We start from the raw sequence: 26447 nt of genomic DNA on the forward strand, positions 1-26447 counted from the left end.
ACTATCTAAATTTTTTTAGCTATAGTCTGATTTTTATGATTGTCCTGCCTGCTCTTCTTCTGGGGAACTCAACAAGAGTAAGGCTGTCCATTGATCTGGTGAGCGAACTTGTAAAGCCGCAGGACTACCTGCACCTAAATAAGACATGATCCCAATATCAATAATCCGACTTGGAATATCATGAGCGGCTAGCACCTGCTGCATCAGCTCGGCTTCCCAGCGAAGATTGGTAGTTCTGATTGTTATCCAAGACACAGGCTAATATAGCAAAGGGAACAGGGAACAGCGGATCTGGGAACTTCGGATCAATAATTATCAGAATTCCTACACGGATTGCTATACCAATAGGATTCCAAAGATTTTTCAGAGCCGTTCAATTTCATCTATCTATATAGCATTTATCAAGTGGGTGAGGGACTTTCGTCTTAGGTTTTAGGGAGTCAGGAGTCGGGAGTGGCGTTGATTAAAATTTAATTTACCTCATATAATTTACCTCATAATAATTATAAGTAACGCTATATAGTTCTATTTATATTTGTAGGTTATGCTTTATAATTGATAGTTAGTTATAGTTAAGATTAAGATAGTCAATTAACTGTTATAGGTTTACTGTTATAGGTTTACTGTTATAGGTTTACTGTTATATAGTGTTTCTCATAGCAATGAGGTACAAAGGATTTTTTCCCACTTCCGTTCCCCCCTTATTAAGGGGGGTTAGGGGGGATCCCTTTTCTGACTTCCCTACTCCCTACTCCCTACTCCCTAAAACCTAAAACCTAGATGGAGCATTCTTCAACCGATAATGTTTAGCTAAATGGGAAAAATAGTTCTAGGTAAGTGGACACTATTAATTTACCCCAAAGTAGGGTCAATCCTGCTCCCAAGGCTAGAAAAGGACCAAATGGCATTGGCTGTTTGCGATTCATCCAACCCAGGGCAATGGCTGCGCCACCAGCAAACGCCCCTACACCACAAGCGATGAAACTAGCCAAGAGCAAATACTTCCACCCTAACCAAGCTCCCATCATCGCCGCTAGTTTAGCATCTCCTCCCCCCATAGCAGATTGACCAAAGGCAATCGAACCCCCAAAGGCAATCAGGTCAAACAACCAAATCCCTAAGACTGCACCTACCACCCCAGTCATTAATTGAGGAATTATTGCTATGGGTTGAGACCCCTGCAAAAAACCAGTAGTTCCTTGAAATACTAAACCAGCCACTAATCCAGACTGAGTTAGGGCATTCGGTAGGGTCATAGTATCGATATCAATCAGAGCCAGAGTCAACAACCAGCTCAAAAACGCCCAATACCCTAGGGTTTGCCAACCCCAACCATACATCCAGAAAACTAGTAAAAACAGTAAACCGGTTATGGCCTCTACTAGGGGATAGCGGCTGGAAATCTTGGTATTACAGTGACGGCAACGTCCTTTTAAGCACAGCCAGCCCATTACTGGAACATTCTCTCGCTTTCCCAGCTTATGTAGACAATGGGGACAGCGGGAGGGGGGCCAAAGGATGGATAAACCAGCAGGTAGTCTGTAAACGACTACATTGAGAAAACTGCCAATAGATGCACCGATAGCGAAAACTATTGCGAAAGCTATTAACGTTGTCAAGGCAGCGGATACTCCCACCATATCCTGTGTCACTTCCTAATTGCTATTGCTCTATACCATAGAAGTAAGACCAATGACCGATTTCCTTAATATTTATTAATAAAAGTCTCCTTCTAGTTGACTCAAAGGCACAAAGCATTCAGTTGGTAGAAGGATAGGTCTCTGACTAAAGATTAACTTTCCTCTGAGGGTATATCTGTCAATGGCTACACCAGATGGCTGTTCATCTTGGTATGGATGAACTTCGTAGTAAACCCGGTAGATATGCTTAGCTGCTCTCAAAACCGTAGGGTCTATCAGCTTCGGTAGCTCAATCCGAGTTTGGTAGTTTTCTTGTCTTTGCTGTGATGTATACACCACACTTTTTACCCTATTATTTCAGTTTGACTTTAATGCAATCACGCCCTCACGGCAAGGGGGTATTTCGACAAGAGGGCACTGATTAACCAGGTGAAACCAAGAGATTTTCCTGAGTTATTATAAGTAACCGCAGGTTTACACGATAAAATCAATTGATAATATCAAGGGATAACATCAAGATTGCTCTAAGCACTCAATTAGGGAATCTCCCATAGCACGACAACCTAAGAGATTCATGCCTTCTGAGATGATATCTCCTGTGCGATCGCCTTTATCTAAAACCTTGACAACTGCTTGTTCAATGCAATCTGCTGCTTCCGGCTGGTCTAAGCCATAACGTAACATCATCGCAGCACTGAGTACCATAGCTAGGGGATTCGCTTTATCTTGACCTGCAATATCTGGAGCCGAGCCATGAACCGGTTCAAAGACTCCAGGGTTAGATTCGCTTAAACTAGCAGAGGGTAACATGCCAATACTACCGGTAAGCATAGCAGCAGCATCGGATAAAATATCCCCAAACATATTACCGGTAACAATGGTATCAAATTGTTTCGGAGCTCTGACCAATTGCATAGCAGCATTATCCACGTATAGGTGAGACAGTTCCACATCCGGATATTCCGCTGCTAGGGTTGTAATGCGATCGCGCCACAACTGGGAGACATCCAACACATTAGCTTTATCCACTGAACAAAGTTTACCACCGCGTTTTTTAGCCGTTTCAAACCCTACTCTAGCAATGCGGTCAATTTCGGCTTCGGTGTAAGCCATAGTATTGACTCCCCGTTTCTCGCCAGTTTCCTGAGAAAAAATCCCTTTAGGTTGTCCAAAGTAGATGCCACCAGTCAGTTCTCTAACCACCATAATATCTACCCCTTCAACCACGTTTCGTTTCAAGGTCGAGGCATCAATCAGTTGGGGGAATATTGTCGCTGGTCGCAGATTCGCAAACAACCCTAACCCTGCTCTTAATCCCAACAATCCGGTTTCTGGTCGTTGGTGGCGCGGCAGATTATCCCACTTGTAACCCCCAATGGCAGCGAGTAAAACTGCATCACTATTGCGACATAGTTCTAGCGTATCAGTAGGTAAGGGTTCATTAGTAGCATCAATAGCTACGCCACCAATTAGGGCTTCAGTAAATTTAAAATTAATATCGAATCGCTTGCCAACAACGTTCAACACATCTACAGCTACTGCCATGATTTCTGGGCCAATCCCGTCACCAGGTAGCAGGGTAATGCGGTAGGAATAAGTCATAGTTAGTTTGGTCGATGCTCAAGTATGAGGTGTCGTGGGTATAAGTTATAGCGTTCGATACTATAGCATCTGGCCGGTATCTCAGGGTAATTTTTTGTTCAGCAGAGCTGGCAAGGGATAGGTTAAGGGATGTCACCGATGTAACTGATAGACTCAGACCTCGCAACAAGGTAACAGTCCGGAACGAATCCCTAAGCTAGCGATAACTGATAAAAATCAATAATTAAAATAATTCTACCCAAGCTCAACCGCCCTAGGTCAACCCATAGATCAACAAGAAAGCGCTAGGCTGGAGAAAAAACCAACATCAGGTGCGACCCGTAGCGAATTTAATTCTTAATGGGTTAAGCGAAACTATGAATTTCCCTTTGTGGTGCGACCCCGCCCTTTTTGAAAGCGCTAGGTAACGCCCACCAAGAGGAGGCTTTGGTCTTGTCCTTTATTGGCTTAGAAAGACCTTACTCTTAGGCAATTTAAACAGGTAAAACCAGACTCTGATGGTAAAAGAACTGGCTATTGATACCCGTGGACTAACGAAGCAATTCGACCGCCATGTGGCTGTGCATGAGGTAGATTTGCAAGTGGAAAGCGGCGAAGTTTACGGCTTAATTGGACCGAATGGTGCTGGGAAAACCACCCTGATCCGGATGTTAGCTGCAGCGGAAGAACCTACCACTGGTGAGATTTACATCAATGGTCAGCGTTTGCTAAGAGATCAAAGCAATCCTAGGCTAAAACAGCGTTTAGGCTATCTACCTGATGATTTTCCCCTCTATGAAGATTTGACGGTTTGGGACTACCTAGACTACTTCGCACGTCTATATAAATTACGAGGCTCAAAACGCCGACAACGCTTATACGATGTTCTGGAACTGATTGAATTGACCAACAAGCGTAATAGTTTGATTTCTACCCTCTCCCGGGGGATGAAACAGCGCCTGAGCCTGGCTCGCACTATCATTCATGAACCGATTTTACTGCTGCTGGATGAGCCAGTCTCTGGTCTTGACCCCATTGCTAGAATGAAGTTTCGGGAAATTATTAAGGTTCTCCAAGAAGCGGGGATGACGATTCTGATTTCCTCCCATGTCTTGAGTGATTTAGCCCAACTGTGTAGTTCAGTAGGCATCATGGAATTAGGGTATTTGGTAGAAAGCGCACCCCTAGATGAGTTTTACCAGCGTCTTGGTCGCCAGCAAATTCTGTTGTCAAGCCTAGGTCAGCTGGATGTACTTAAAGGGGAATTGAAAAATAATCCCCTTGTAGAAGACTGGGAGATATTACCAGAACCAGGTCGGATGCGGATTCATTTTTCAGGAGGTCAAGAGGATTGTGCACAGCTATTGCGATCGCTGGTTAATGCTGGGATTCCCTTGACAGAATTCCAGTGCTCTCAAGAAGACTTAGAAACAATTTTCCTTAAATTAGGTCATCAGCAAGCATCATAGCTCGATCATAGCTGCCTCATCACATGGCGAGTAAAAGGAGACTAATAGCGATATGGCACTTAATAATTTAGTTAACCAACTTGGGGAATTGAATCCCCAGGTGTTTCGAGAACTCAAAGGCCGTTTCAAACAGCGGAATGTCCTGATTACAGTGGCAATATCCTTGATTGGTCAGTTGGTGATGCTGATCGATTTGGGACTTGAGCTACCATATAGCTTGGGAGCTGAGATTAACTGGCCTCTATGGTGGCAAAATGTATTTGTCTGCCTGAGTCTTATCGGGATATTCAGTTTGTTGGTGGTTGGCACCTATATGCTAATCAGTGACCTCTCCAAAGAAGAAAGTCGTGGCACCCTGAACTTTCTGCGCCTGACACCTCAGTCAAGCCGGAGCATCCTAGGTGGCAAACTACTGGGGGTACCAGCATTGCTTTATCTAGCAATTGGTTTCGCCTTACCATTGCATTTTTGGGCAGCTATTGCCGGTAAAATCCCTTTGATTGAGCTTATAGGATTTTACATCGTTCTTGGTACCAGTTGCCTATTTTGCTATAGTATGGCGCTACTATTTGGTTTAGTTGGCAAATCTCTAGGAGGTTTCCAAGCTTGGTTAGGTGCAGGAGCTGTACTCACTTCCTTGTGGATCACGACCATGGTGATTGATAACGCTGGTGTCAGCCATTACCCAGCTGACTGGCTGACTTTGTTTAATCCCACCATTGTCTTACCGTACCTGATTGATTCTAATTCCTTTGATCCGAATAGTTTTTATCCTGTTGAGCGTAGTTTCCAAGATTTGCGCTGGTTTGGTATCCAGATCGGTGCCAGTTTCTGGACTATGGCTGGTTTTATTGTCCTCAACTACAGTGTTGGGACCTACTGGCTTGGGCAAGGGCTAAATCGTTGCTTCCATAACCCTAAAGCTACCGTGATTAACAAGCAACAGAGTTACTGGCTGACCGCTAGCTTGCAAGCAGCGATTTTAGGATTTGCCCTCAACCCTCAAGTCAAAAACTGGCGTGGTTATACCCATGGCTTGGAGGAGAATTCAGAGATGCTGCTGCTGTTCAACGTGGTGCTGTTTTTAGCTCTGATTGCTGCCTTGAGTCCCCATCGACAAACCTTACAAGATTGGGCTCGTTACCGACATCAGGATCGGACTTTCCGCAAAAAAGGAGGGCTGATAGCTGACTTAATCTGGGGTGACAAAAGTCCGGCTGTGGTGGCAGTGGCAATAAATTGTGCGATCGCATCTGCGATGTTACTGACGTGGATATTACTTTGGCCTGCCAATGATTACAAGATAACTGCCCTGTTCACACTGTTGCTCAATAGCAGTCTGATCATGATTTACGCCACAGTTGCTCAGTTGATGCTGTTGATGAAAACACAGAAGCGAGCCGCTGGTGCAGTAATAGCGGTAGGAGGATTGATTCTCTTACCACCCATCCTGTTTGCGATTGGGTCGATGACTACCTATGAGACTCCTGCTGTATGGCTATTTTCGGTATTTCATTGGGGTATTTTGCCCTATGCTAATGGAAGTGTTTTCTTGGCCATCATTGGTCAGTCCCTAGCCCTAGCGTTATTGAACCTACAGCTAGGACGACAATTGCGACAAGCAGGAGAATCCACAACTAAAGCGTTGCTGTCTGGAAAAACCCAATTACCTGTCACTGCTGATTAAGTTTTTTAGTCTACCTAAGGGTTGTTTCGACCCTTAGGTCGCGCGTCGAGCAACTTTCCTACCCTAATCAAGGACTGGATTATAAAAGGGTTTTTTATCCTAATTATCGCGAAACATTTAAACATAAAATCTAGCTTGGAGTGTTTAGCATTATCCCAATGCTTCGCTCCTATTTTTTTATAATTTAATTTTTTATAATTTAATTAGCGCTAAAATCGACAACAACCAATGGTAAATCTTAAAGTTGAAGCTCAGCTCTCCTACGAGCAGTTACTGAGAGCTGTTGAACAACTCAGTTTATCTGAACTGGAGAAAGTTGGAGCATACATCATATCCCTCCAGGCACAACGGAAAGCCCCCAGTCTTTCTTCAGATCAGGCTAGGTTGCTAATAACTATTAATCAAGGTGTACCACCAGAAATTCAAAACCGTTACGATGAACTGATTGAAAAACGAAGAATGGAGATGCTGACACCTGGTCAGTATAGGGAACTTTTGGCTTTAAGTGATCAAGTGGAAACCATCGAAGCTAAACGTGTCGAAGCCATGGCAGAATTAGCTCGTTTGCGCCAAATATCCTTAAGCACCCTGATGGCAGATTTGGATATTCATTTCCCTGGCAATGTCTGATAAATCAACGATATTCTGGTTTTATTATACTCAACAAATATTTAAATAATGCAATAAACAAGAGGCAATTTTAAATAAATGTTGGTTTTAGTTGTGTTTTTTAGTGTTTAAACTATCATATTTAACTTATTTTATATTGAAATATATTACCAGAAAAAAAATAAAATTAATTTCAATTGTATTTAACTCCTCAAATAGTATTACTATTCCCTATTCCCTATTCCCTATTCCCTATTCCCTATTCCCTATTCCCTATTCCCTATTCCCTATTCCCTATTCCCTATTCCCTATTCCCTATTCCCTATTCCCTCAAATATAAATTTGAAACTTGATGCCAGTTGGAATTATTTAGCACTAAAAAAAAATAATACCATAAATTATAAATTTTTCCTAAAGCATAACTACTTATAGTTAACCCTCGTATATAGTAAAAAGTTGATTTATTTATCTTAGGCTTCTAGCTGATAAATAGACCCAGAGTGCTCAAAGGAAAAATCCTGCCAAGTTGTCTGGACAGTTCCATATATTAAGAGTAAACTGAAATACAAAACCCGTACTGTAGTAAAATTAACAGTTATTCTAAAATTCTGCTCAGCTATTATCAGCAATCTAACACCCTTAACAGCATAGGTGTTCTTGACCTTGGCGAATTTAATTGGCCACAGGTCGCACCTAAGGAACCGATCTACCACTAGAGGTGATAAGCGTGCAATCCCAAGTAATCTCAACAACCCCAGCCTCATCAACTACCCCCACTCGCCGCACAGGAGCATTTGCTCTAATCGATAGTCTCCACCGTCACGGTGTGACCCATATCTTCGGCTATCCCGGTGGTGCAATTCTACCTATATATGACGAACTATACCACTGGGAAGATGCTGGTAAAATACAGCACATCCTAGTCCGACACGAGCAAGGAGCATCCCACGCTGCTGATGGTTATGCCCGTGCTACTGGCAAAGTCGGTGTCTGTTTTGCTACATCTGGTCCGGGAGCCACTAACCTAGTTACCGGTATAGCTACTGCTCACATGGACTCAATTCCCCTAATTTGTGTAACCGGTCAAGTCGCCCGTGCTGCTATTGGTTCTGATGCCTTCCAGGAAACCGATATCTTTGGGATTACCTTGCCGGTTGTAAAACACTCTTATGTGGTGCGTAACCCTGCTGATATGGCGCAGATTGTTGCCGAAGCCTTCCATATCGCTAGCACCGGACGTCCTGGGCCAGTCCTGATTGACGTACCCAAAGACGTGGGTTTAGAGGAATGTGACTATGTACCGGTGGAAGCTAATCAACTCAAGTTGGTGGGCTATCGTCCAACACTAAAGGGCAATCCCCGCCAAATTAACCAAGCCCTAAATTTAATTCGGCAAGCACGACGACCCCTGCTTTACGTTGGTGGCGGAACCATTGCTGCTGGTGCCCATGATGAACTGCGCCAACTGGCAGAAATCTTCCAAATTCCGGTAACTACCACGTTGATGGGCAAGGGAGCATTTGACGAATCCCATCCCCTATCGCTAAAAATGCTGGGGATGCATGGCACTGCCTATGCTAACTTTGCTGTTAGTGAGTGTGACTTACTGATTGCTGTAGGAGCGCGATTTGATGACCGGGTGACCGGGAAACTGGATCAGTTTGCCTCTCACGCTCAAGTCATTCACATCGACATTGATCCGGCTGAGGTTGGGAAAAACCGCTATCCCCAAGTGCCAATAGTAGGGGATGTGCGCCGGGTTTTGCAAGATATGTTGCGCCGTTACCAGGAAATGAATATCTCAGCAGAACCTAATCAAACCCAGGAGTGGCTAGCACGGATTAACCGTTGGCGTCAGGAATATCCCTTGCAGGTGCCTGAATACCCCGATAGTCTATCTCCCCAAGAAGTGATTGTAGAGGTAGGGCGTCAATCACCTAAAGCTTACTACACCACGGATGTCGGTCAACATCAAATGTGGGCAGCGCAATTTCTTAATAATGGACCGCGCCAGTGGATTTCCAGTGGGGGATTGGGCACTATGGGCTATGGAATGCCAGCAGCCATGGGAGTCCAGGTAGCATTCCGAGATCAGCAAGTGATTTGTATTGCCGGTGATGCCAGTATTCAGATGAATATCCAGGAACTGGGTACCCTCGCCCAATATGGCATCAATGTTAAGACCGTGATTATTAACAACGGTTGGCAGGGAATGGTACGCCAGTGGCAACAAGCGTTCTATGGGCAGCGTTATTCCTCGTCAAATATGGAAGTCGGGATGCCGGATTTTGTGCAACTGGCTCAGGCTTACGGGGTTAAGGGCATGATAGTTACCAGTCGGGATCAACTACAGGATGCGATCGCACAAATGCTAGCCTACGATGGTCCTGTGTTGTTAGATGTTCATGTAACCAAAGACGAGAATTGTTACCCAATGGTAGCCCCTGGTAAGAGTAATGCCCAAATGATTGGTTTACCGGAAAAACCAATACTCAAGAATGCTACGGAGCTAATCTATTGCAGTAACTGTGGTGCCAAGAATGTAGCAAGTAACAATTTTTGTCCTGAGTGCGGCACCAAGCTTTAATATTGTGTACCTAAGGATTTGACATTGCTGATTAATGGCATGATTTAGGGTAATGGGTAATAGATAATAGTAATGGATAATTGGTAATTCACTATTTGCTAACTACCCAAGTCTAATTCATATCATTCCTTAGTTCAGCAAAGCTTATCATTGCTCCTTTAAACTTACTTACTTCGCTCACCAGCGGAGTATTTTTTTTGGTAAGTATCGTCAGTTTAATAGTACTTATTCCTCAGCTATCAGCTAATGCGCTACAGATGGTGCTACTTGAGGTGCTATCAGCTATCAGCTTCTGGAATGGCTAATAGCTAATTTTTAATTACCTGCCAGATTGATAATCCTTGAGGGTAATCATACATAAGTTATACATTAGTATACGTTATCCCATACATTAGTCTCCGATAATCATAACATAAGCCACCTAGAGGAGCTAGTCAGTAATCAAGATTCTAGTGATATAGCAGAAGTCAGAAGTCAGAAGTCAGAAGTCAGAAGTCAAACTCTTGCGCTTACTTAGGTTTGAGACTTTTGTCATGTCCGCGCCTGCCCTGGCGACTGCTATAACTGTTAATAGTGAATCCTATTGACTACCCAAGAATCTGCTACTCGTTTGAAAATGCTGTGTGTGCGCCTCTACATTATTGGTGATTTTGGATTGGCACAACAAGCACTAATCAACCATGAGTGACACTAAGATTACTAGATTGTTATGCTAGAAGGCTTTTTAAGCCTGCAACATAAGATTGTTCGAGCCATCGGTAATCCTACTCCAATTATCAATTACCAAAAGGTAAGATTTATTGGTTGCAGGCATTGCTGAGAATTGGAATAACTAAAAATCACTCTTAAGTCAACATTAAATCAAACGCTTATTGCTATTATATATGATTAATACTAAGATAGTTCGGAATGGCCTAGCTCTCCTAGCTAGTAGCTTACTATTCACCCCCACTGCTGGTTTGGCTAGCTCTCCTCGTCAGGGGCAAGTTGAAAATAAATTAATCGCAGCAGCACAGTATTTAAGAGACCGCGATTATATGCCAACTCATCGACCGGTAGTAAATAGACTTTCCCGGAACCAAGTCGATGCATTTACCCTGGATCTAGAAGCTGGTAAATCTTATACCTTAGTAAGTTTTTGTGATGATGCTTGTCTCGATATTGACCTAGGTCTGTATGATAACAATGGCCAAACCGTTGACTATGATACTGACTATGGTCAATATCCGATTGTTCAAGTTACCCCTCGCGGCAGTGGGAAATTTATGGTTAAAGTCGGTATGCCCCACTGTGTAAGCTCTTCATGCTATTACGGGGTGGGGATATTCGCGAAATAGATCAAAACTGAGATCTTCCTTCCCATTTTGCCAAATTGATGCTATTATAATAAGTGGCTCGGATCGACGCGATCGCAACGCCCAAACCTTGTCAGGACCGGAAGGTAGCAGCAATACGGGATGCTTACGATAGGCGTGGACTCCGGGTCATCCTCGTAGCCACAACACATAGCCATAACACAATAGACATCCCTCCAGTTATCAGTAACTTCAGATCTAGTTACTTCGGGCGGGCGGCGTAACTTCAGACAAGGGAAGAAAAATTGGCGGAAACAGTAGTGAAAGAAAACACTACTAAAAAGCGATACATCCCTGTTTACTAATGATCCGAAGTTTCCAGTGATGTGTTAGCTTCCCCCATCAATCATCACCCTATAGTTAGCCTAATTTGAGGTAAGCTCGATAATTTCAGTATCTGAAATCAATTCACCATTATGAACTAAATCCTGATGGTTGTTGGAATTTAAGGTAACCGTGATTTCATTTCTACCAGGTTCAAGCTTGCCAATATAATACCAATTGCTGTAAATCCTGGTAATTTTTTTGCCATTGATGAATAGATGGCCATGTCCTTCTCCTGGTTGATGGGCTTTGCTAGCATTCTTGGGAGAAAATTGGAAGTTAGAAACCTTTATTTCTAAATTCCATCCTATCATCGGATCTGGAGACACCACTATGTCAACATCTGGAACAGGTTGACCAGAAGGGATTTCCATTGTGCCATGATGATGACCCATATCTTCACCATGGTGACTACTGCTGCCGACTTTGTGATTATGGTGATTATGCTCCATGTCTTTACTATGGTGATTACCGGTTTCAGTTTTATCACCATGGACCTGAGCATGGGTCTGTTCAGAATCTAGATCTTCATGGCTAGCCATTCCACAACCACTACCTAGTAAGCTGATAGTTAGCAAACTGGCTGATGCTAATCTTAAAATAGTTCTAAGTGCTGAAAATAGTGCTAAGTGCTGAGGGCTGAGTGGGATTTCTTTGGGTCGGTAAGTGAATAAGGTCTTGCTCATCCGATCGACAGTTGTTGTTTTAACCATGGACTTTGCTAAATTGCCCATGGTAGTGTATATCATGTCATTTAAAATATCAAAAGACAAGCTGTAAAACCTGGTAATTAGTTAGCAAAGCATATGCGCTACGCGCACGGTGCGCGAACAGCAGTCAGCGTTCAGCGGTCAGATTAAAATAAACCCGGGAGAATTTAATATTGATAGATTAATGATAAGTGAAAGTATTGATAAAAGTCCTTGGCCTATGGCTACGCTACGGGAACAGATTTGTGGCACAGGCTTCTAGCCTGTGACATTAACCAATGCTTAGCTCTTTCTTCAAAAGCTGATCGCTTACGATTACCAACCTACTTCTTGAGCTACTCCATACAATTCCTCTAAATGTCGGCAAAATTCACTGTAGGTTCCAATTTGCCGTGCGTCTAATCCAGTTAAATCTAAATTTTCTTCAGTACTTTTCTGTTGGAGGTCTACTCCTTCCTGCTTGTTACGCATATTTAATCGGTAAGCATTTTGGTCTGGATAAATTTAAAAAATTATCTCGATCGCGTCTTCATAGGTGTCTAAGGAAAGGGTTAGATCGAAGGGCTTTCCAGGTAAAATCAAGCTGATGCTGTCATAGCCTGTTGCTTCTTCTGTGTAAAAAACTTGTGATTCTGACATGGCGACAATTATTTGAGTCCAGGCAGGAAAGCTAGTCATTTTTCTTCTCCTTTAGATAGTGATGGTAGGTAGTAATAGCAATGCCCTGGGTTTAACCTGAAACTAGCATGCAACGCACTGAACACACGGATGCTACAGTTGAGCAATCGGTGATTCACCACGGCACTAGGGAGGTTATCCCAATAAAGAATACTAAAAATAACAACAATAGTAGGGTAACTATCATACCAATAATGATGAAAGATGTGATCGCCCAACCCCGTTGATGGCGCTTAAAGGTTTTGATACTCTTCCAACGGCGACTTTTCCATGCCCACTCATTGCCCTTGATGCCCAAAATAATCCCCATCACTGGCCAAGCCAAAAATCCAGTCACTAAGGATAGATCGGTCCAGGCAATCAGTCCAATCCAAACTTGATTGGTGACACACCACAAACCTGGTAGACAAAAGGCACCCCAGTTCCAGCCTTGAATCTCTGCTGGCACTGGAACAGATTCGTCAAACACTTGCTTGCAACCGGAATTATTGATGGGAGTAGGTGGTGGGTAGGATTTAGACTGGGGAGTTACAGCCACAGTACCCTTGATTTCTGTTTCTCTAACCTTAGAATCATCAGAATCATCGGTTTGGATTAGGTCTAGAACCTGTTCAGCAGATTGGAATCGCTCAGAGGGTTGGGATGCTAGCAAACGAGATAGGATAGTATTAAAATCTGGAGATAAAGTTACTTCTTCTTCAGTTCGCCAGCTAAGGGTATAAGGGTCAACCAGTTCCTGGGGCTGTTTACCAGTCATTAGTACTAGTGCTGTTACTCCCAAAGCATACAGGTCACTATGGGGAGCAGCAATCCCTAAGCGTAGCTGTTCATCAGGTGCATAGCCAACTTTACCTAAGCAAGTCCCACCAGCGTAGATGGCGGAGTTTTGCCCACTGGTTACGGGGGTATTGACTTCTAGGGCAATTTGTTTGACACCACCCAAGTCAATTAATACTGGTAGTCCATCGGAAGCACGACGGATAATATTGTCCGGAGCAATATCTCGGTGAATTATGCCTAATTGGTGTAGGTAGCTTAAGACCGGGAGCAATTGCTGAAACAGTTGGAGAATTTCGGTTTCGCTGAACCGTTCCCCTTTGCTTACTCGTTCTTCGAGTAAGGTTTGATAGGTTTTTCCTTCAATGTAGTCTTGGACGAGAAACAACCGTTTGCCATCCCGAAAAAATTCCCAGAATCTCGGAATTTGGGGGGATGAAAGCTTGTGCAGCATGGTTGCTTCCCGTTGAAATAGTTCTTCGGCTTTTTCAATGGGTTGGGTGCCCTGGTTTCTTGGAGTCAGCTCTTTTAGGGTTACTAGTTCATTAAAGCGTCCAGTGTCTTTGGCGAGGTAGGTTTTGCCAAATCCCCCTTGTCCTAAGGTGCGCTGAATTATGTAGCGATCGCGTAATCGGCTTCCAGTCTCTAATTTATTGTCTAGATTACTATTGTCTAGATTACTATTGTCTAGATTACTATTGTCTAGATTAGTGTCTAAGAGACTGCTACTGGGAGGGAGTAGAGAGGCACCACAACGAGAGCAAAAACTTGCCCGACTGGGATTGATTTGCTCACATTTCATACAAATGATTGAATTCATGGCTCCACTCTTTTGAATACCAGTTGGGTTCATGCCGTTGCTGCCTAGTTAATTAGTATTATAATTGGCACTAGAATTGGCTCGATATGATCTATTTTAGCCACCATCAGAAAAATGAGAGTTCATTCAAATGTGATGCTTGGGGTAAGTATTGTGGACGGTTGATGGTGAATTGTAAACGAATTGTCAACCGAAGGCAGCAATCTTAATCAAAAATAGTTAATAAGAAATATTAAGGTCGCAATTATTAACTATTTCAGGCTTAAAATTATAAAGTTATGTGCGTAGAACGTGGGTGATGGTGCAAATAACAGGAACAACAAAGTTACTGGGTGTGATTGGTGATCCAGTGGAACATTCTTTATCACCACTGATGCATAACCGAGCGATCGCATCTTTGGATGTGGATTATGTCTACCTACCCTTACCGGTAAAATCAGCAGATTTGAAAAATGCGATCGCTGGTTTTGAGGCGATTGGTCTAGTGGGCTTCAGTATCACCATTCCCCACAAGCAGAGTATCATCCCCTTGTTGTCGGAAATTTCAACAGTGGCTCAAGGGGTGGGAGCAGTGAATACTGTTTATCGCACCGATATCGGTTGGATTGGTACGAATACCGATATCGAAGGATTTATCACCCCGTTGCAAGGGTATAACCGGGATTGGAGTCAAACTACTGTAGTCATTTTGGGATGTGGTGGTGCTGCACGAGCCGTAGTAGTAGGTTGTGCTGAACTCGGTTGTACTGAGATTCATGTGCTTGGCCGCAATCAGGACAAGTTAGGTCAATTTAAGCAAAGCTGGATTAATTCTGACCTTGCTATTACTATTCATACTCATCCTTGGCAACAACTACCGGAACTCCTGGCTCAAGCCAATTTGTTAGTTAATGCTACTCCTGTGGGAATGTATCCCAAGGTCGAGCAGTCTCCTGTGGATCAGGTAACCATGGCTAGGTTGCCAGAAAATGCGATCGCTTATGACTTGATTTATACTCCTAATCCCACTCAGTTTTTAAGACAAGCCAAGGAACAGGGCGCGTACGCTATTGATGGATTGGAAATGCTGGTGCAACAGGGAGCAGCAGCTTTCAAAATTTGGTTAGGACAAACTCCACCAGTGGATATTATGCGTCACGCTCTCCAGGAAAAATTGGGATTGTTGAAAAGTTAGTTAAAATTTATAGCGCTGCAGGTAGGGAATAGAGAAGGTCGGATCAGGGAAAGAAACGGAGGTGATCTGAGGTTTGGGCAGTGTTCAAACCGACAGGGGATGGGAATGGACTCGAGTAGGCTAAAGGGATAGCAAGTCGTGGTTTCATAAAATAACTAAGTACTACGATTAGAACACTACTAAAGCACGAACTATGGGCAATACCTTTGGACATCTGTTTCGAATCACTACATTCGGAGAATCCCACGGGGGTGGGGTTGGGGTAGTCATTGATGGCTGTCCACCGCGATTGGAAATTTCTGCGGCAGAAATTCAGGTAGATTTAGACCGCAGGCGTCCGGGTCAGAGTAAGATTACTACTCCTCGTAAAGAAACTGATACTTGTGAAATTGTTTCAGGAGTATTTCAGGGCAAAACCCTAGGCACACCAATTATGATTATGGTGCGCAATAAAGACACTAGGCCCCAAGACTATAGCGAGATGCAAAAGACGTATCGGCCTTCCCATGCTGATGCTACCTATGATGCTAAGTATGGCATTCGGAACTGGCAGGGGGGAGGACGTTCTTCAGCCCGGGAAACCATCGGGCGAGTGGCAGCGGGTGCGATCGCAAAAAAAATTCTCCAGCAAGCTGCTGGTGTAGAAATCATTGGCTACGTCAAGCGTATCAAAACCTTAGAAGGTATCGTAGACTCCAACACCGTTACTCAAGACCAGGTAGAAAGTAATATTGTTCGTTGCCCTGATTCAGAATGTGCTGAACGGATGATTGAACTGATTGAAGAAACTGGACGTAGCGGTGATTCCGTTGGGGGTGTAGTAGAATGTGTGGCTCGCCATATACCCAAAGGCTTGGGAGAGCCAGTCTTTGATAAGCTAGAAGCGGATTTAGCCAAAGGGGTGATGTCCCTACCAGCTAGTAAAGGTTTCGAGATTGGCTCTGGCTTTGGGGGCACTCTACTTACCGGCAGTGAGCATAATGATGAATTTTACACAGACGAAACCGGTGCAGTGCGCACTGTTACAAATCGCTCCGGTGGCATTCAAGGTGGCATTAGTAATGGCGAGACTATTATTATTAGAGTAGCGTTTAAACCCACTGCTACCATCCGCAAAGAACAACGTACTGTCACCACTACTGGTGAAGAAACCATTCTAGCTGCTAAAGGACGTCACGACCCTTGTGTTTTACCCAGGGCCGTACCTATGGTAGAAGCAATGGTTGCTTTGGTATTGTGCGATCACCTGTTGCGTCATCAGGGTCAGTGCGGTACTTTGAAGCATTAACTTACCAATGAAGATAAGCACTTCCTCCGAGTTTTCGGTTAAATTTTGGGGAGTCCGAGGCAGTATACCTAGCCCTGGACAGGACACAATTCAATATGGCGGCAATACGTCTTGTGTAGAGATGCAAGTGGCTGGGTTACGCCTGATTTTCGATGGTGGTACTGGCTTGCGGTTGCTGGGAAAAAGCCTTAAGCAGCAGTTACCCATTGAAGCTTATTGGTTTTTTACTCACTACCACTGGGATCATATTCAAGGCGTGCCATTTTTCATTCCAGTCTTTGTGGAAGGGAACATTTTACATATTTATGGCGCAGCTCCCCCCGGGGAGTGCATGGAGAAACACTTCAAGGAGCGGGTCTTACACTTGAATGCTCCAGTTCCTACTAACAAAGTCAAGGCAGATTTGAAGTTCTATGACTTAGAAGCAGGTCATAACACTATCACCATAAAAGATATTACCATAGAAACTGCTCCTTTAAATCATCCTAATGGTGCTATAGGCTATCGCGTAAGCTGGCAAGGGCATTCCGTGTGCTACTGCACCGATACAGAACATTTTCCCGACCGCCTTGATCAAAATGTGGTGTATCTAGCCCGTGATGCTGATATGTTAATCTACGATGCTATGTATACCGATGAAGAATACCACAACCCCAAATCTCCCAAAGTAAGTTGGGGACATTCCACCTGGCAGGAAGGGGTGAAGCTCGCAGAAGCTGCTGGTGTTAAGAAACTGGCTATCTTCCACCACGAACCCAATCACTGTGATGATTTTCTCGACAACCTAGCAGTGGAAGTCAAAGAAGTGTTTGATCGCGCGTTTATAGTCAAAGAAGGGATGATTGTTAGGGTAAAGTAATGGTGAAGGGTGTAGGTTGAAGGTTGAAGGTTGAAGGTTGAAGGTTGAAGGTTGAAGGTTGAAGGTTGAAGGTTTTTCGCCTTTGGCCTTCGGTGAAGGGTAGGTTGTTTCGGTAGCGTGGCCGAAAAGCCAAGGTTGAGTGTTGATAATATGTTTATAGTCAACATTATTATTGATGATTAGACCTCTCCCCACCTAAATTCTTAACCCTTCACCCTGCGTCGATACCCTGTGATCTCAATCCAAGTCCAGACTTTCCAACTCCGACTGGAAGTCTGCTACAAAGGCTTCAGTATCATCCAGTTTCATATCGTTCAAAGCTTCCCACTCTGCATCGGTATAGTTGGCATCGCTCCCAATGACATCCATGGTCCAAGAGTAAATGTTGCTAGGATCTTCGAGAAGTTCTACAGCAAATTCACGGGCACTTTTGCTGATACTCGGATCTGCCTTAGCTGCTAAACAAAGGTTTAACAGTTTACCCAAAGATGTATCTGGGGTTACTGACAGTAATAAAGTCATGGTGTCTTCCAGGAGCTTTTTTTTGTCTACCATGCTTGAGTACTCGTGACAGTTAATTTCCGAGTAAAATATTATAGTAATTTGGTGGAAAGTTGTTGATCATAATAAACATTTTTTTTGTTTTATTTATGCTATCTTAACTCTCTGTCAATTTTCACTGTTGAACCTTCACTAAGTAGGTGATTTGTATTCACTAGATAGTGCCAAATAGATGCCACCCAAAACAACTCCAAAAGCAATCCAGTTAAAAAGACTCAATTGTTCGTAGAAGAGTATCCAGGCACCGATAGCTGCTAGGACCGGTTCTAATAACAAAAAAACAGCAACAAATCCTGAGGAAAAGTGATCGAGGCTATATACCAGCAGCCATTGACCCAAGATCTGACAGACTAAAGCAAAGCAAAGAATAGCACTCCATCCCTGCCAGGAATAGGGAAACAGGTTATCTCCACTCAGTAGGGCGATAGGTAGGCTAAACACGGTAGCGATCGCAGAACTCCAAAACAAGATGGTGGTTGCTTTAAGCCTGGTTTGGAGTCTTTCGAGAATCAATAGATAGACAGCAAAAGTGATTGAAGCCAGTATGGCAGCAATATCCCCCTCTACTTTGCCAGTGGTGATTTGCCAGTCTTCTAGTCCAATTGCGATCGCTCCTGCCATGGCGAGGCTCATTCCCATCAGGAATTTGCTTTCAAAGCCTCTTTTCCATACCAGCCATCCCCCTAAAATGGTAAACACTGGCGTGAGATTAGCCAGTAGAGTTGCGTTGGCGACGCTGGTTTGAGTTAATGACCAAGCCCAGATGATGATGTCAGCAGAGAAAAAAATCCCGACTCCTAGCAATCCGCCCCACACCCAACCTGAGTCAGGCAAATAATCTTGTGTTATCGGTTTATCAAGAGAAATTCGGCAGCGTAACCCTTGGAGTCCTTTCCACAGACCCAAGAGTGTGGTACTAATCCAGAAGCGATTAAATGCTGTAGCGCTCGCAGAGATTTCACGCTCACTGAATCGGATGAAGATTGGTGTTGAAGATAGAAATATTAAAGCGAAAAATAAAGCAGCGATCGCCATGATCATTAGGGTTTGGGAAAACTGCTCTTCTGTTGACTCGAACTGATCTGTCATGTAGTTATATTATGTCCATTAAATTACCCATAATTAATAGTGTCTTTGCTAGTGGGTAGTGGGTAGTGGGTAGTGGGTGATAGCTTCTAAGGAAGCTAACTACTGTAAGGAAACGCCACTGTTTCCGGGTACATCTCAATGCCTAAAATTAGGCAAAAATTATAATCAAAAGAGATAACTTCTTTTTCTGGGGTTATTTATTTATCTGCGATGATTAACGCCTGCACCAAATACCTTATTAGCTATAGTTTAAATCCATAACAGTTTATGTAGCATAGAATAATCACCTATTCTATGCTTTATCCATAACTTAACTCTCGTTTTTAGGCTCTACCTAGAAGTGTCTGATCGGAGGCTTTGCCTGATAACGATGGAAACGACTTGCGAGTGGAATTCCCTATTTTAAAATAGGACAATCAGTCGATACTCTTGAATTAATTGATTAATTAATTGTTAGCTATAACTGCCTGTTTTAGATTATTCCACCAGGTATCCATTGCTGCTATAGAATCAGAGAAACCCTCATGGATTTCACTTAAGTTTAAACTATGTTGTTCGTAGTGGTTAATAAAGGTACCCAGACCATCTTTATGTTCCTGTTCTACTCCATTGAGATGAAGATCGAAGAAGTATGTCAATTTTTCTGAGGGTTGACAGTTCTCCTGAGACGTTGAGTACAAATCGGTTAGATTGCGAACTAGCTCTAACTCTGGAATAGCACCTGCCTCAGTTGCATAAAAAACACCACAGATTTTACTCGCAGAGCCTGACTTACAAAGGTCAAGCATAGTTTCCAGGAAACCCTTAGTTTCTACTGAGAGCACATACTCATCCACCTTAAATTGGAATGACTCTCGAAGCCCATCGGTATAGATAGCAAAATGGGACTCTTCACCAGAAGCTCCACTTTCTTCATCAGAGTTTCGCTGTAATTCCACAGATATGGCAGGAGCAGATTGAGAATTCTCAGAAGCTACAGACAGGAGCATAGGATTGTGCCGGGAAAATCCACTATGCTCTTTGATATAGTATTCTAACCTTTCGGGAGGACACTCAGGTAAAGTTAAGTTAGTCCGTATCCTTTGAAAAAGTGACTGAACTTCTTGATCAAGTAAATCTGTATTAAGCATTACTGTAATTTAATCCGATTGCCTTGATTAGAATACCACAAGCAATTGACTATATACCAATTCTAAGTTATTCAAAAAATCTGTAAATATTAAAATCATTGCTGGGCAATGGTTATGGGGATTCGGCTAAGACGAGGCTATCACGTTCGCTTCGGCCACTACATTTCACGAATCATTTAGCACTGCTATAGAGCAACTATCATTAGCAAAAGATATAGTAGTTGTAAATTGGGTGAGATCCTTTCGTCCTGGATTAATGGGAGGTTGTTCAACACATCTATCGGTAAAGTATAGATGCCCAAATGGTTAGCAATTGCCCGTTGGCGCGTAGGAATACGGGTCTGAATCGGTGAATTTAATACTCTTAGCTTATTTGTATTATTTGCTACTACCAGAGTGGTGGAACCACCCCCATCCAAATTGAGGGCGCTATCGGCTCCTAATTCTTGAATAATACTAGTTAATTCAGCCAAAGTAACCCCTTCACTGTAAAAGCGCTGGCGACCATCAACAATAATTAACCACAAAGTTTTGCCTGATTTATCAATAGCCACAGCAGTGCGGGGATACAATAGTTTTTCATCTGTACTATCTCCCAATACTGCTGGCTTCCCTTCCTTTAGTAAAATTTCTCTACCCGCCAATCCCTCAGATGTGCCTAGAGGGCAACGGTTTTGATAGATTTGAACTTGGAGAAGCTTTGAAATACACAGCACTGAATAATTTTTTGATTTTGGAGGAGCATAGGATTTTCCATCAGAGATAACTTGCCCTTCTACTTTGACCGGATCACCAGATTTAGGATAGGAGTTAGGTGGATACTCCCGAAAAGGATAAAAGAAACTACCGTTGATAGCTAATTGTAAGTTAAACTCCCGCACAAATTCCGAAGTAGTCCGGGCAGCAAATTCGTTTTTATTGATGGTATTTCCTGGTGTTACTAATAGTTTAATCCCTGGTGTTGTTAGGTCTATGGTCACAGTATGTACTATGAGCGGACGGGGTGATTTGCGAGCATCTCTTTGATAAAAAATGCCTGGTAAAAGTTGTTGCTGCTTGTCGGTGGGAAGCGGACGCTTGAGCAGCAATCCGCCATAGATAAAAACTGGCACGCTCACAATACTGATGCTGGTGATAACCATAATTCGCTTAAGTCTAGTTATATTTAATTTTTTCATGCTCTAAGCTATACCAAAGGGAACAGGGAACAGGGAACAGGGAACAAAAATTATCACAATTCATTTAGGATTGGTATATTGTGCATTTAAACTGTATTATATTAATGGGGTTTATTAACTACTATCTTTGGGTATAAAATAGCTATAAAAATCATCAATTAATGGTGATATTTTTTTCCCTACTCCCTACTCCCTACTCCCTACTCCCTACTCCCTATTCCCTATTCCCTACTCCCTATTCTCTACCGGTAAAGCATAGATGCCCAGATGGTTAGCAACTGGACGTTGGCGCGTAGGAATACGAGTCTGAATCGGTGAATTTAATACCCGTAACTTAGTCTTATTTGCTATTACGAGAGTGCTGGAACCACCCCCATCCAAATTGAGGGCGCTATCGGCTCCTAATTCTTGAATAATAGTAGTCAACTCAGCCAAACTAACTCCTTCGCTGTAAAATTGCTGGCGACCATCAACAATAATTAACCACAAAGTTTTGCCTGATTTATCAATAGCTACAGCAGTGCGGGGAGAGAATAGGTTCTCACCTCCACGACCTCCCAATACTGCTGGCTTTCCTTCTTTTAGTAAAATTTCTCTACCGGCTAGTCCCTCCGATGTGCCTGGAGGACAACGGCTTTGATAAATTTGAGCATAAATTTCAGCTTGGAGAAACTTTGAAATACAAAGCACTGAAGAAGTAGATTTTGGAGGCGCATAGGATTTCCCATCAGAGATAACTTGGCCTTGTACTTTGACCGGATCACCACTGTTAGGATAGGAATTCGGTGGATACTGCCGAAAAGGATAAAAGAAACTACCATTAATAGCTAATTGTAACTTAAACTCCCGCACAAATTCCGAGGTAGTCCGGGCAGCAAATTCGTTTTTATCGACTTTATTTCCTGGTGTTACTAACAGTTTAATTCCTGGTGCGCTTAGGTCTATGGTAACAGTATGTACCATCAGCGGACGGGGGGATTTCCGAGCATCTCTTTGATATACGATGCCTTGGAACAGTTGTTGCTGCTTGTCGGTGGGAAGCGGACGCTTGACCAGCAATCCGCCATAGATCAACAGTGGCACGCTCACAATACTGATGCTGGTGGTAAGCAGAATTCGCTTCAGTCTAGTTATAAATATTTTTTTCATGGTATAATAATAAGTTTATGGATAAAATCTTTAAGATTAATCCACCAACTTAACTTACCCCCCTGTCAATGGCAAATTGTCGTGACATTGGTGTGATTGCTGACTTACCTTGGTCGTGTAGGTATCTACCAGATCAGAAATCGACTATGACAGAATCAATTCGCTTCCTCATGTGTCCCCCTGACCACTACGATGTGGATTATGTGATTAATCCCTGGATGGAGGGAAATATTCACAAGTCATCGAGGGATCGCGCTGTAGAACAGTGGCAAAAACTGCACTATGTCATCAAAGAGCATGCCCTAGTCGATTTAGTTTCTCCTCAATCCGGTTGGCCAGATATGGTATTTGCAGCCAATGCCGGATTAGTCTTGGGCAAGAATGTAGTGCTTAGCCGCTTCCTCCACAAAGAGCGCCAGGGAGAAGAACCTTATTTCAAGCAATGGTTTAATGACAATGGCTACACTGTCTATGAACTTCCTCAAGACTTACCCTTTGAAGGAGCTGGGGATGCTCTGCTAGACCGGGAAGGGCGTTGGCTGTGGGCTGGCTATGGCTTCCGCTCAGAACTTGATTCCCATCCATACCTTGCTAAATGGCTAGATATTGAAGTTGTGTCCCTGCGCCTAATGGATCAACGTTTCTATCACTTGGACACTTGCTTCTGTCCCCTGAGTGGTGGCTATTTACTCTACTATCCCCCAGCATTTGATGCCTATTCCAACCGCTTAATCGAAATGCGGGTAGCACCGGAAAAACGAATCGCCATAGAGGAAGCTGATGCAGTGAACTTTGCTTGCAATGCGGTCAATATTGATCAACTTGTAGTGATGAACAAAGTTAGCGATCGCTTGAAAGATCGGCTCGGTCAAGCTGGGTTTGAGGTGATTGAAACCCCCTTGACGGAATTTCTCAAAGCTGGTGGTGCTGCTAAATGCCTAACCTTACGGGTAACTGAACCAGTCCGCAGTGAAATCCATGGCAATCAACCGGTTGAAAGTCGCATTATTCGTTTGGAAGGTCATTTGCTTGATTCTGGTATCATCAGCCGTGCCTTGGATTTAATTGTAGGAGGTGGGGGTAGCTTCCAGGTACTTAACTTCGACCTAGGAACACAGCGGCAAAGCACCTCTAATGCTGAACTGAAAGTCTCTGCACCAGATCATGAGGTGATGGCAGAGATTATGACTAAGCTGATTGATCTAGGAGCTGTCACTCCTGCCCAAGAGGTGTGTGATGCTAACTTGGAACCTGTTACTCAAGCAGGGGTTGCTCCTGATGACTTTTATGTTACTACCATTTATCCGACGGAAGTACGGGTAAATTGTGAGTGGGTGAAGGTACAACATCAACGCATGGATGGTGCGATCGCAATAACTGAAACCCCAGACGGTGTAATCGCTCGTTGTAAAGTGCTGCGGGATTTGGAAGTTGGAGAGCAGGTGATCGTGGGAGTAGAAGGAATCCGCACGGTGCGCAAAACTCAATCCCGTGAACAACGCAATCAGCAAGAATTTAGTTTTATGGCATCTGGGGTCTCTAGTGAGCGCCGGGTAGAATTAGTAGTCGAACAAATTGCTTGGGAGCTGCGCCAAATTCGGGACCAAGGGGGCAGAGTTGTAGTGACAGCAGGACCTGTGGTAATTCACACTGGCGGTAGTGAACATTTATCCAGTTTGATTCGACTTGGGTATGTTCAGGCGCTGTTAGGGGGAAATGCGATCGCAGTTCATGACATCGAGCAATCCCTGATGGGAACCTCTTTGGGTGTGGATATGAAACGAGGAGTAGTTGTCCATGGTGGACACCGACACCATCTCAAGGTAATCAATACTATCCGTCGCTGCGGTAGTATTGCCCAAGCTGTAGAACAGGGTGTATTAACTAAAGGGGTGATGTATGAATGCGTCCGCAATAACGTACCATTTGTCCTAGCTGGTTCCATCCGAGATGATGGTCCTCTGCCAGATACCCAGATGGATTTGATTAAAGCACAGCAAGACTATGCCAAGTTATTGGAAGGGACAGATATGATCTTGATGCTGTCTACTATGCTCCATTCTATTGGCGTCGGCAATATGACTCCAGCCGGAGTGAAGATGGTCTGTGTGGATATTAACCCCGCCGTAGTGACAAAATTAAGCGATCGCGGTTCAGTAGAATCGGTTGGTGTTGTTACTGATGTCGGTTTATTCCTTAGCTTGTTAGTGCAACAGTTAGATAAGTTAACCAGTCCTTATCTAGTCAAGTAATTAGTTTAACTGTTGAAGAATTAAGAATTAAGAATTAAGAATTAAGAATTCTACATTCTACATTCTACATTCTTAATTCTTCATTTATTACTAAATTATTAACTTGCTTTATAATCCATATTTTCATTGTCACTAGGAACCAAAACCCAGTCTGAGAGTCTTAGTTTCTGATAGGTTGCCCAGCCTTTAGAACCGCCAGGTACTGGATAATCTGGGACAGCATATTGGGGAAAAGCTGTGTACGGACGCCAAGCCTCATAAGGGGAAGTCCGCAAGTGCAACATTTTTGGTTCATTGCTACCAAAGCTCGATAACCAGCACATTTGTTTTACCATGGGATACTCCTTGATTGTGAATTAAAGCTAGAGAGCCTTGGTTAACTGACCATTTGAACAGTAAGTAGGTGAGAAATAACCCTGAATTGCTGATTTACTGAATTCATAGATAATTTAGCAATTCAGTCATGTTAAATGTATCTCTAGCTACCTACTTGATGCACTTAATAATGTTATTATGTCTCAGTCGCCTTGACTCTAACTGCTGTGTTTATTGTTTCTTCAGTAATTTAGCTGTGGATTCCGGATAATTGGGTTAAGCTAATCAGAATTTAATTGGCAAATTTACCGTATGAGGCAAAAGTAAGCATTTAGCGGTCAGCGGTCAGCGGTCAGCGGTCAGCGGTCAGCCGTCAGCTATCATGCTTAACATAAACCCAGGGTAGCTGCGCCGATTCGCAATAAATTAAACGAATGTTTACCTATGCAAGCTGATAGCTGATAGCTGATAGCTGATAGCACCTCAAGTAGCGTGCGCATAGCGCATAAGCTTACTTTCATCCCTTGCTCCCTGAGCTTACTCACTCCAAGGTGGAGGATTTCCGATTAAACTGTGCTTAACGAAATTCCTGAAATGAATTTCACGAATTGACATCTGTCTATAGAGCTCGCACAGAAGATTCTTTGCTTGTTCAAGGTCGAGATTTTGAATTTGCGTCTCAAAAACTTTAAGATTGAACTCCTGTTCTAGGGAAAATTCTATTGGTTGATGTTTTTCCATGATGATCTGACTCCTATAAATTTCCAGAAATTAGGGATTGGTTAGACCCCTCAACTCACGTTAATTACGAGTGGGTAACTTGACGCCTTAATTACTTATCACCTTGAGTTGGGATTTTTCTGCAAGGATTACTGTAAATAGGCTTTATACTAGTTATGATGGCAAAGTTTACGAGACTTTACAGTACCCTTGCGGGTACTTTGTATCCCACCCACACCTATCCTTAAGTATCACATCGGTAAAGCAACCAGAAAACGCGATTGACCGTAGGTCACGCTTTAGGCTTTGCCTACGCTGCGCGAACGCGAACGCGCTTCAGGGGATATCGAGAGAAGCCTGAGCACTGTCTTGATGCAAAGCGCGAGTGGGGGAAACCCCCTTTGGCCGACTGCATCCCTAAACCTCCAAGTAACGTAAGTAAAAATACTTAGCGGTAATCGATACTTTCAGAATAATTGGCAGACAAGAGCAGAA

At 43.4% G+C, this 26447-nt stretch carries 26 protein-coding genes and 1 other RNA gene; 11 read left to right on the plus strand and 16 right to left on the minus strand.

The window, feature by feature from the left end; translation table 11 throughout:
• Nucleotides 1-33 precede the first annotated feature (33 nt).
• The 4 genes from F6K53_RS13000 to leuB form a co-directional block, all read right to left on the minus strand.
• On the minus strand, nucleotides 34-255 hold the full coding sequence (locus F6K53_RS13000) for a hypothetical protein (RefSeq protein ID WP_293025401.1): 222 nt from the start codon (nucleotides 253-255) through the stop codon (nucleotides 34-36).
• 551 nt (nucleotides 256-806) lie between these two features.
• Complete coding sequence (locus F6K53_RS13005) at nucleotides 807-1640, minus strand: A24 family peptidase (protein ID WP_293069847.1); 834 nt, start codon at nucleotides 1638-1640, stop codon at nucleotides 807-809.
• Nucleotides 1641-1715: 75 nt separating this feature from the next.
• Complete coding sequence (locus F6K53_RS13010) at nucleotides 1716-1979, minus strand: hypothetical protein (RefSeq protein ID WP_364303462.1); 264 nt, start codon at nucleotides 1977-1979, stop codon at nucleotides 1716-1718.
• 174 nt (nucleotides 1980-2153) lie between these two features.
• Nucleotides 2154-3242: a 3-isopropylmalate dehydrogenase gene (gene leuB, locus F6K53_RS13015; protein WP_293081018.1), complete on the minus strand. Its 1089-nt coding sequence runs from the start codon at nucleotides 3240-3242 to the stop codon at nucleotides 2154-2156.
• Between the two features lie 497 nt (nucleotides 3243-3739).
• Here leuB and F6K53_RS13020 point away from each other — a divergent pair, with 497 nt between their 5' ends.
• From F6K53_RS13020 to ffs, 7 genes are all read left to right on the plus strand, one after another.
• Nucleotides 3740-4690, plus strand: coding sequence for an ABC transporter ATP-binding protein (locus F6K53_RS13020; protein WP_293081021.1), 951 nt, complete (start codon nucleotides 3740-3742; stop codon nucleotides 4688-4690).
• 52 nt (nucleotides 4691-4742) lie between these two features.
• A complete protein-coding gene (locus F6K53_RS13025; protein WP_293081024.1) occupies nucleotides 4743-6377 on the plus strand; it encodes an ABC transporter permease in 1635 nt (544 codons plus the stop codon).
• 228 nt (nucleotides 6378-6605) lie between these two features.
• Nucleotides 6606-7007: an STAS/SEC14 domain-containing protein gene (locus tag F6K53_RS13030; RefSeq protein ID WP_293019301.1), complete on the plus strand. Its 402-nt coding sequence runs from the start codon at nucleotides 6606-6608 to the stop codon at nucleotides 7005-7007.
• Nucleotides 7008-7183: 176 nt separating this feature from the next.
• Nucleotides 7184-7339 carry a hypothetical protein gene (locus F6K53_RS13035; protein WP_293081027.1) on the plus strand — a complete coding sequence of 52 codons (156 nt, stop codon included), beginning with the start codon at nucleotides 7184-7186 and terminating at the stop codon, nucleotides 7337-7339.
• 374 nt (nucleotides 7340-7713) lie between these two features.
• Complete coding sequence (ilvB, locus tag F6K53_RS13040) at nucleotides 7714-9573, plus strand: biosynthetic-type acetolactate synthase large subunit (protein ID WP_293081030.1); 1860 nt, start codon at nucleotides 7714-7716, stop codon at nucleotides 9571-9573.
• An 884-nt stretch (nucleotides 9574-10457) separates the two neighbouring features.
• A complete protein-coding gene (locus F6K53_RS13045) occupies nucleotides 10458-10910 on the plus strand; it encodes a hypothetical protein (RefSeq protein WP_075903342.1) in 453 nt (150 codons plus the stop codon).
• A gap of 55 nt (nucleotides 10911-10965) precedes the next feature.
• An RNA gene (gene ffs, locus F6K53_RS13050) (signal recognition particle sRNA small type) lies at nucleotides 10966-11062 on the plus strand.
• Nucleotides 11063-11293: 231 nt separating this feature from the next.
• Here the strand turns inward: ffs and F6K53_RS13055 are convergent.
• From F6K53_RS13055 to F6K53_RS13070, 4 genes are all read right to left on the minus strand, one after another.
• Nucleotides 11294-11965 (minus strand): hypothetical protein, encoded by a 672-nt coding sequence (locus F6K53_RS13055; RefSeq protein ID WP_293069805.1) that lies wholly within the window; start codon nucleotides 11963-11965, stop codon nucleotides 11294-11296.
• 312 nt (nucleotides 11966-12277) lie between these two features.
• Nucleotides 12278-12433 carry a hypothetical protein gene (locus F6K53_RS13060; protein ID WP_293069803.1) on the minus strand — a complete coding sequence of 52 codons (156 nt, stop codon included), beginning with the start codon at nucleotides 12431-12433 and terminating at the stop codon, nucleotides 12278-12280.
• Nucleotides 12434-12466: 33 nt separating this feature from the next.
• Nucleotides 12467-12640, minus strand: a complete 174-nt coding sequence (locus F6K53_RS13065; RefSeq protein WP_293069801.1) for a hypothetical protein — start codon at nucleotides 12638-12640, stop codon at nucleotides 12467-12469.
• Between the two features lie 115 nt (nucleotides 12641-12755).
• The gene (locus F6K53_RS13070) at nucleotides 12756-14237 is read right to left on the minus strand and encodes a protein kinase (RefSeq protein ID WP_293069799.1); all 1482 of its coding nucleotides are present in this window, start codon (nucleotides 14235-14237) and stop codon (nucleotides 12756-12758) included.
• A 298-nt stretch (nucleotides 14238-14535) separates the two neighbouring features.
• Here F6K53_RS13070 and F6K53_RS13075 point away from each other — a divergent pair, with 298 nt between their 5' ends.
• From F6K53_RS13075 to F6K53_RS13085, 3 genes are all read left to right on the plus strand, one after another.
• The gene (locus tag F6K53_RS13075) at nucleotides 14536-15411 is read left to right on the plus strand and encodes a shikimate dehydrogenase (protein WP_293069797.1); all 876 of its coding nucleotides are present in this window, start codon (nucleotides 14536-14538) and stop codon (nucleotides 15409-15411) included.
• Nucleotides 15412-15604: 193 nt separating this feature from the next.
• On the plus strand, nucleotides 15605-16699 hold the full coding sequence (aroC, locus tag F6K53_RS13080) for a chorismate synthase (RefSeq protein ID WP_293052914.1): 1095 nt from the start codon (nucleotides 15605-15607) through the stop codon (nucleotides 16697-16699).
• A 7-nt stretch (nucleotides 16700-16706) separates the two neighbouring features.
• The gene (locus tag F6K53_RS13085) at nucleotides 16707-17558 is read left to right on the plus strand and encodes an MBL fold metallo-hydrolase (RefSeq protein WP_293069795.1); all 852 of its coding nucleotides are present in this window, start codon (nucleotides 16707-16709) and stop codon (nucleotides 17556-17558) included.
• On the opposite strand, the gene F6K53_RS13090 is transcribed toward F6K53_RS13085, so the two are convergent.
• The 6 genes from F6K53_RS13090 to F6K53_RS13115 form a co-directional block, all read right to left on the minus strand.
• Nucleotides 17545-17691 carry a hypothetical protein gene (locus F6K53_RS13090; protein ID WP_293069794.1) on the minus strand — a complete coding sequence of 49 codons (147 nt, stop codon included), beginning with the start codon at nucleotides 17689-17691 and terminating at the stop codon, nucleotides 17545-17547. The genes F6K53_RS13085 and F6K53_RS13090 overlap by 14 nt on opposite strands.
• Nucleotides 17692-17795: 104 nt before the next feature.
• A complete protein-coding gene (locus tag F6K53_RS13095; RefSeq protein WP_293019280.1) occupies nucleotides 17796-18113 on the minus strand; it encodes a hypothetical protein in 318 nt (105 codons plus the stop codon).
• A 138-nt stretch (nucleotides 18114-18251) separates the two neighbouring features.
• Nucleotides 18252-19208, minus strand: a complete 957-nt coding sequence (locus tag F6K53_RS13100; protein WP_293019279.1) for a DMT family transporter — start codon at nucleotides 19206-19208, stop codon at nucleotides 18252-18254.
• 446 nt (nucleotides 19209-19654) lie between these two features.
• Nucleotides 19655-20338, minus strand: coding sequence for a DUF3865 domain-containing protein (locus F6K53_RS13105; protein ID WP_293044304.1), 684 nt, complete (start codon nucleotides 20336-20338; stop codon nucleotides 19655-19657).
• 185 nt (nucleotides 20339-20523) lie between these two features.
• The gene (locus tag F6K53_RS13110; RefSeq protein WP_293069791.1) at nucleotides 20524-21480 is read right to left on the minus strand and encodes a phosphodiester glycosidase family protein; all 957 of its coding nucleotides are present in this window, start codon (nucleotides 21478-21480) and stop codon (nucleotides 20524-20526) included.
• Between the two features lie 264 nt (nucleotides 21481-21744).
• Nucleotides 21745-22665: a phosphodiester glycosidase family protein gene (locus F6K53_RS13115; RefSeq protein ID WP_293019276.1), complete on the minus strand. Its 921-nt coding sequence runs from the start codon at nucleotides 22663-22665 to the stop codon at nucleotides 21745-21747.
• A 146-nt stretch (nucleotides 22666-22811) separates the two neighbouring features.
• Between F6K53_RS13115 and F6K53_RS13120 the strand changes: the two genes are divergently transcribed.
• A complete protein-coding gene (locus tag F6K53_RS13120; RefSeq protein WP_293019306.1) occupies nucleotides 22812-24917 on the plus strand; it encodes a TIGR00300 family protein in 2106 nt (701 codons plus the stop codon).
• Between the two features lie 98 nt (nucleotides 24918-25015).
• Here F6K53_RS13120 and F6K53_RS13125 read toward each other — a convergent pair whose 3' ends face one another.
• Both F6K53_RS13125 and F6K53_RS13130 read right to left on the minus strand, forming a co-directional pair.
• Nucleotides 25016-25252, minus strand: a complete 237-nt coding sequence (locus tag F6K53_RS13125; RefSeq protein WP_293019275.1) for a hypothetical protein — start codon at nucleotides 25250-25252, stop codon at nucleotides 25016-25018.
• Nucleotides 25253-25769: 517 nt separating this feature from the next.
• Nucleotides 25770-25973, minus strand: a complete 204-nt coding sequence (locus F6K53_RS13130) for an NblA/ycf18 family protein (protein WP_075903326.1) — start codon at nucleotides 25971-25973, stop codon at nucleotides 25770-25772.
• Nucleotides 25974-26447 lie beyond the last annotated feature (474 nt).

The sequence above is a fragment of the Moorena sp. SIO4A1 genome, assembly GCF_010672065.1.
Classification (GTDB): domain Bacteria; phylum Cyanobacteriota; class Cyanobacteriia; order Cyanobacteriales; family Coleofasciculaceae; genus Moorena.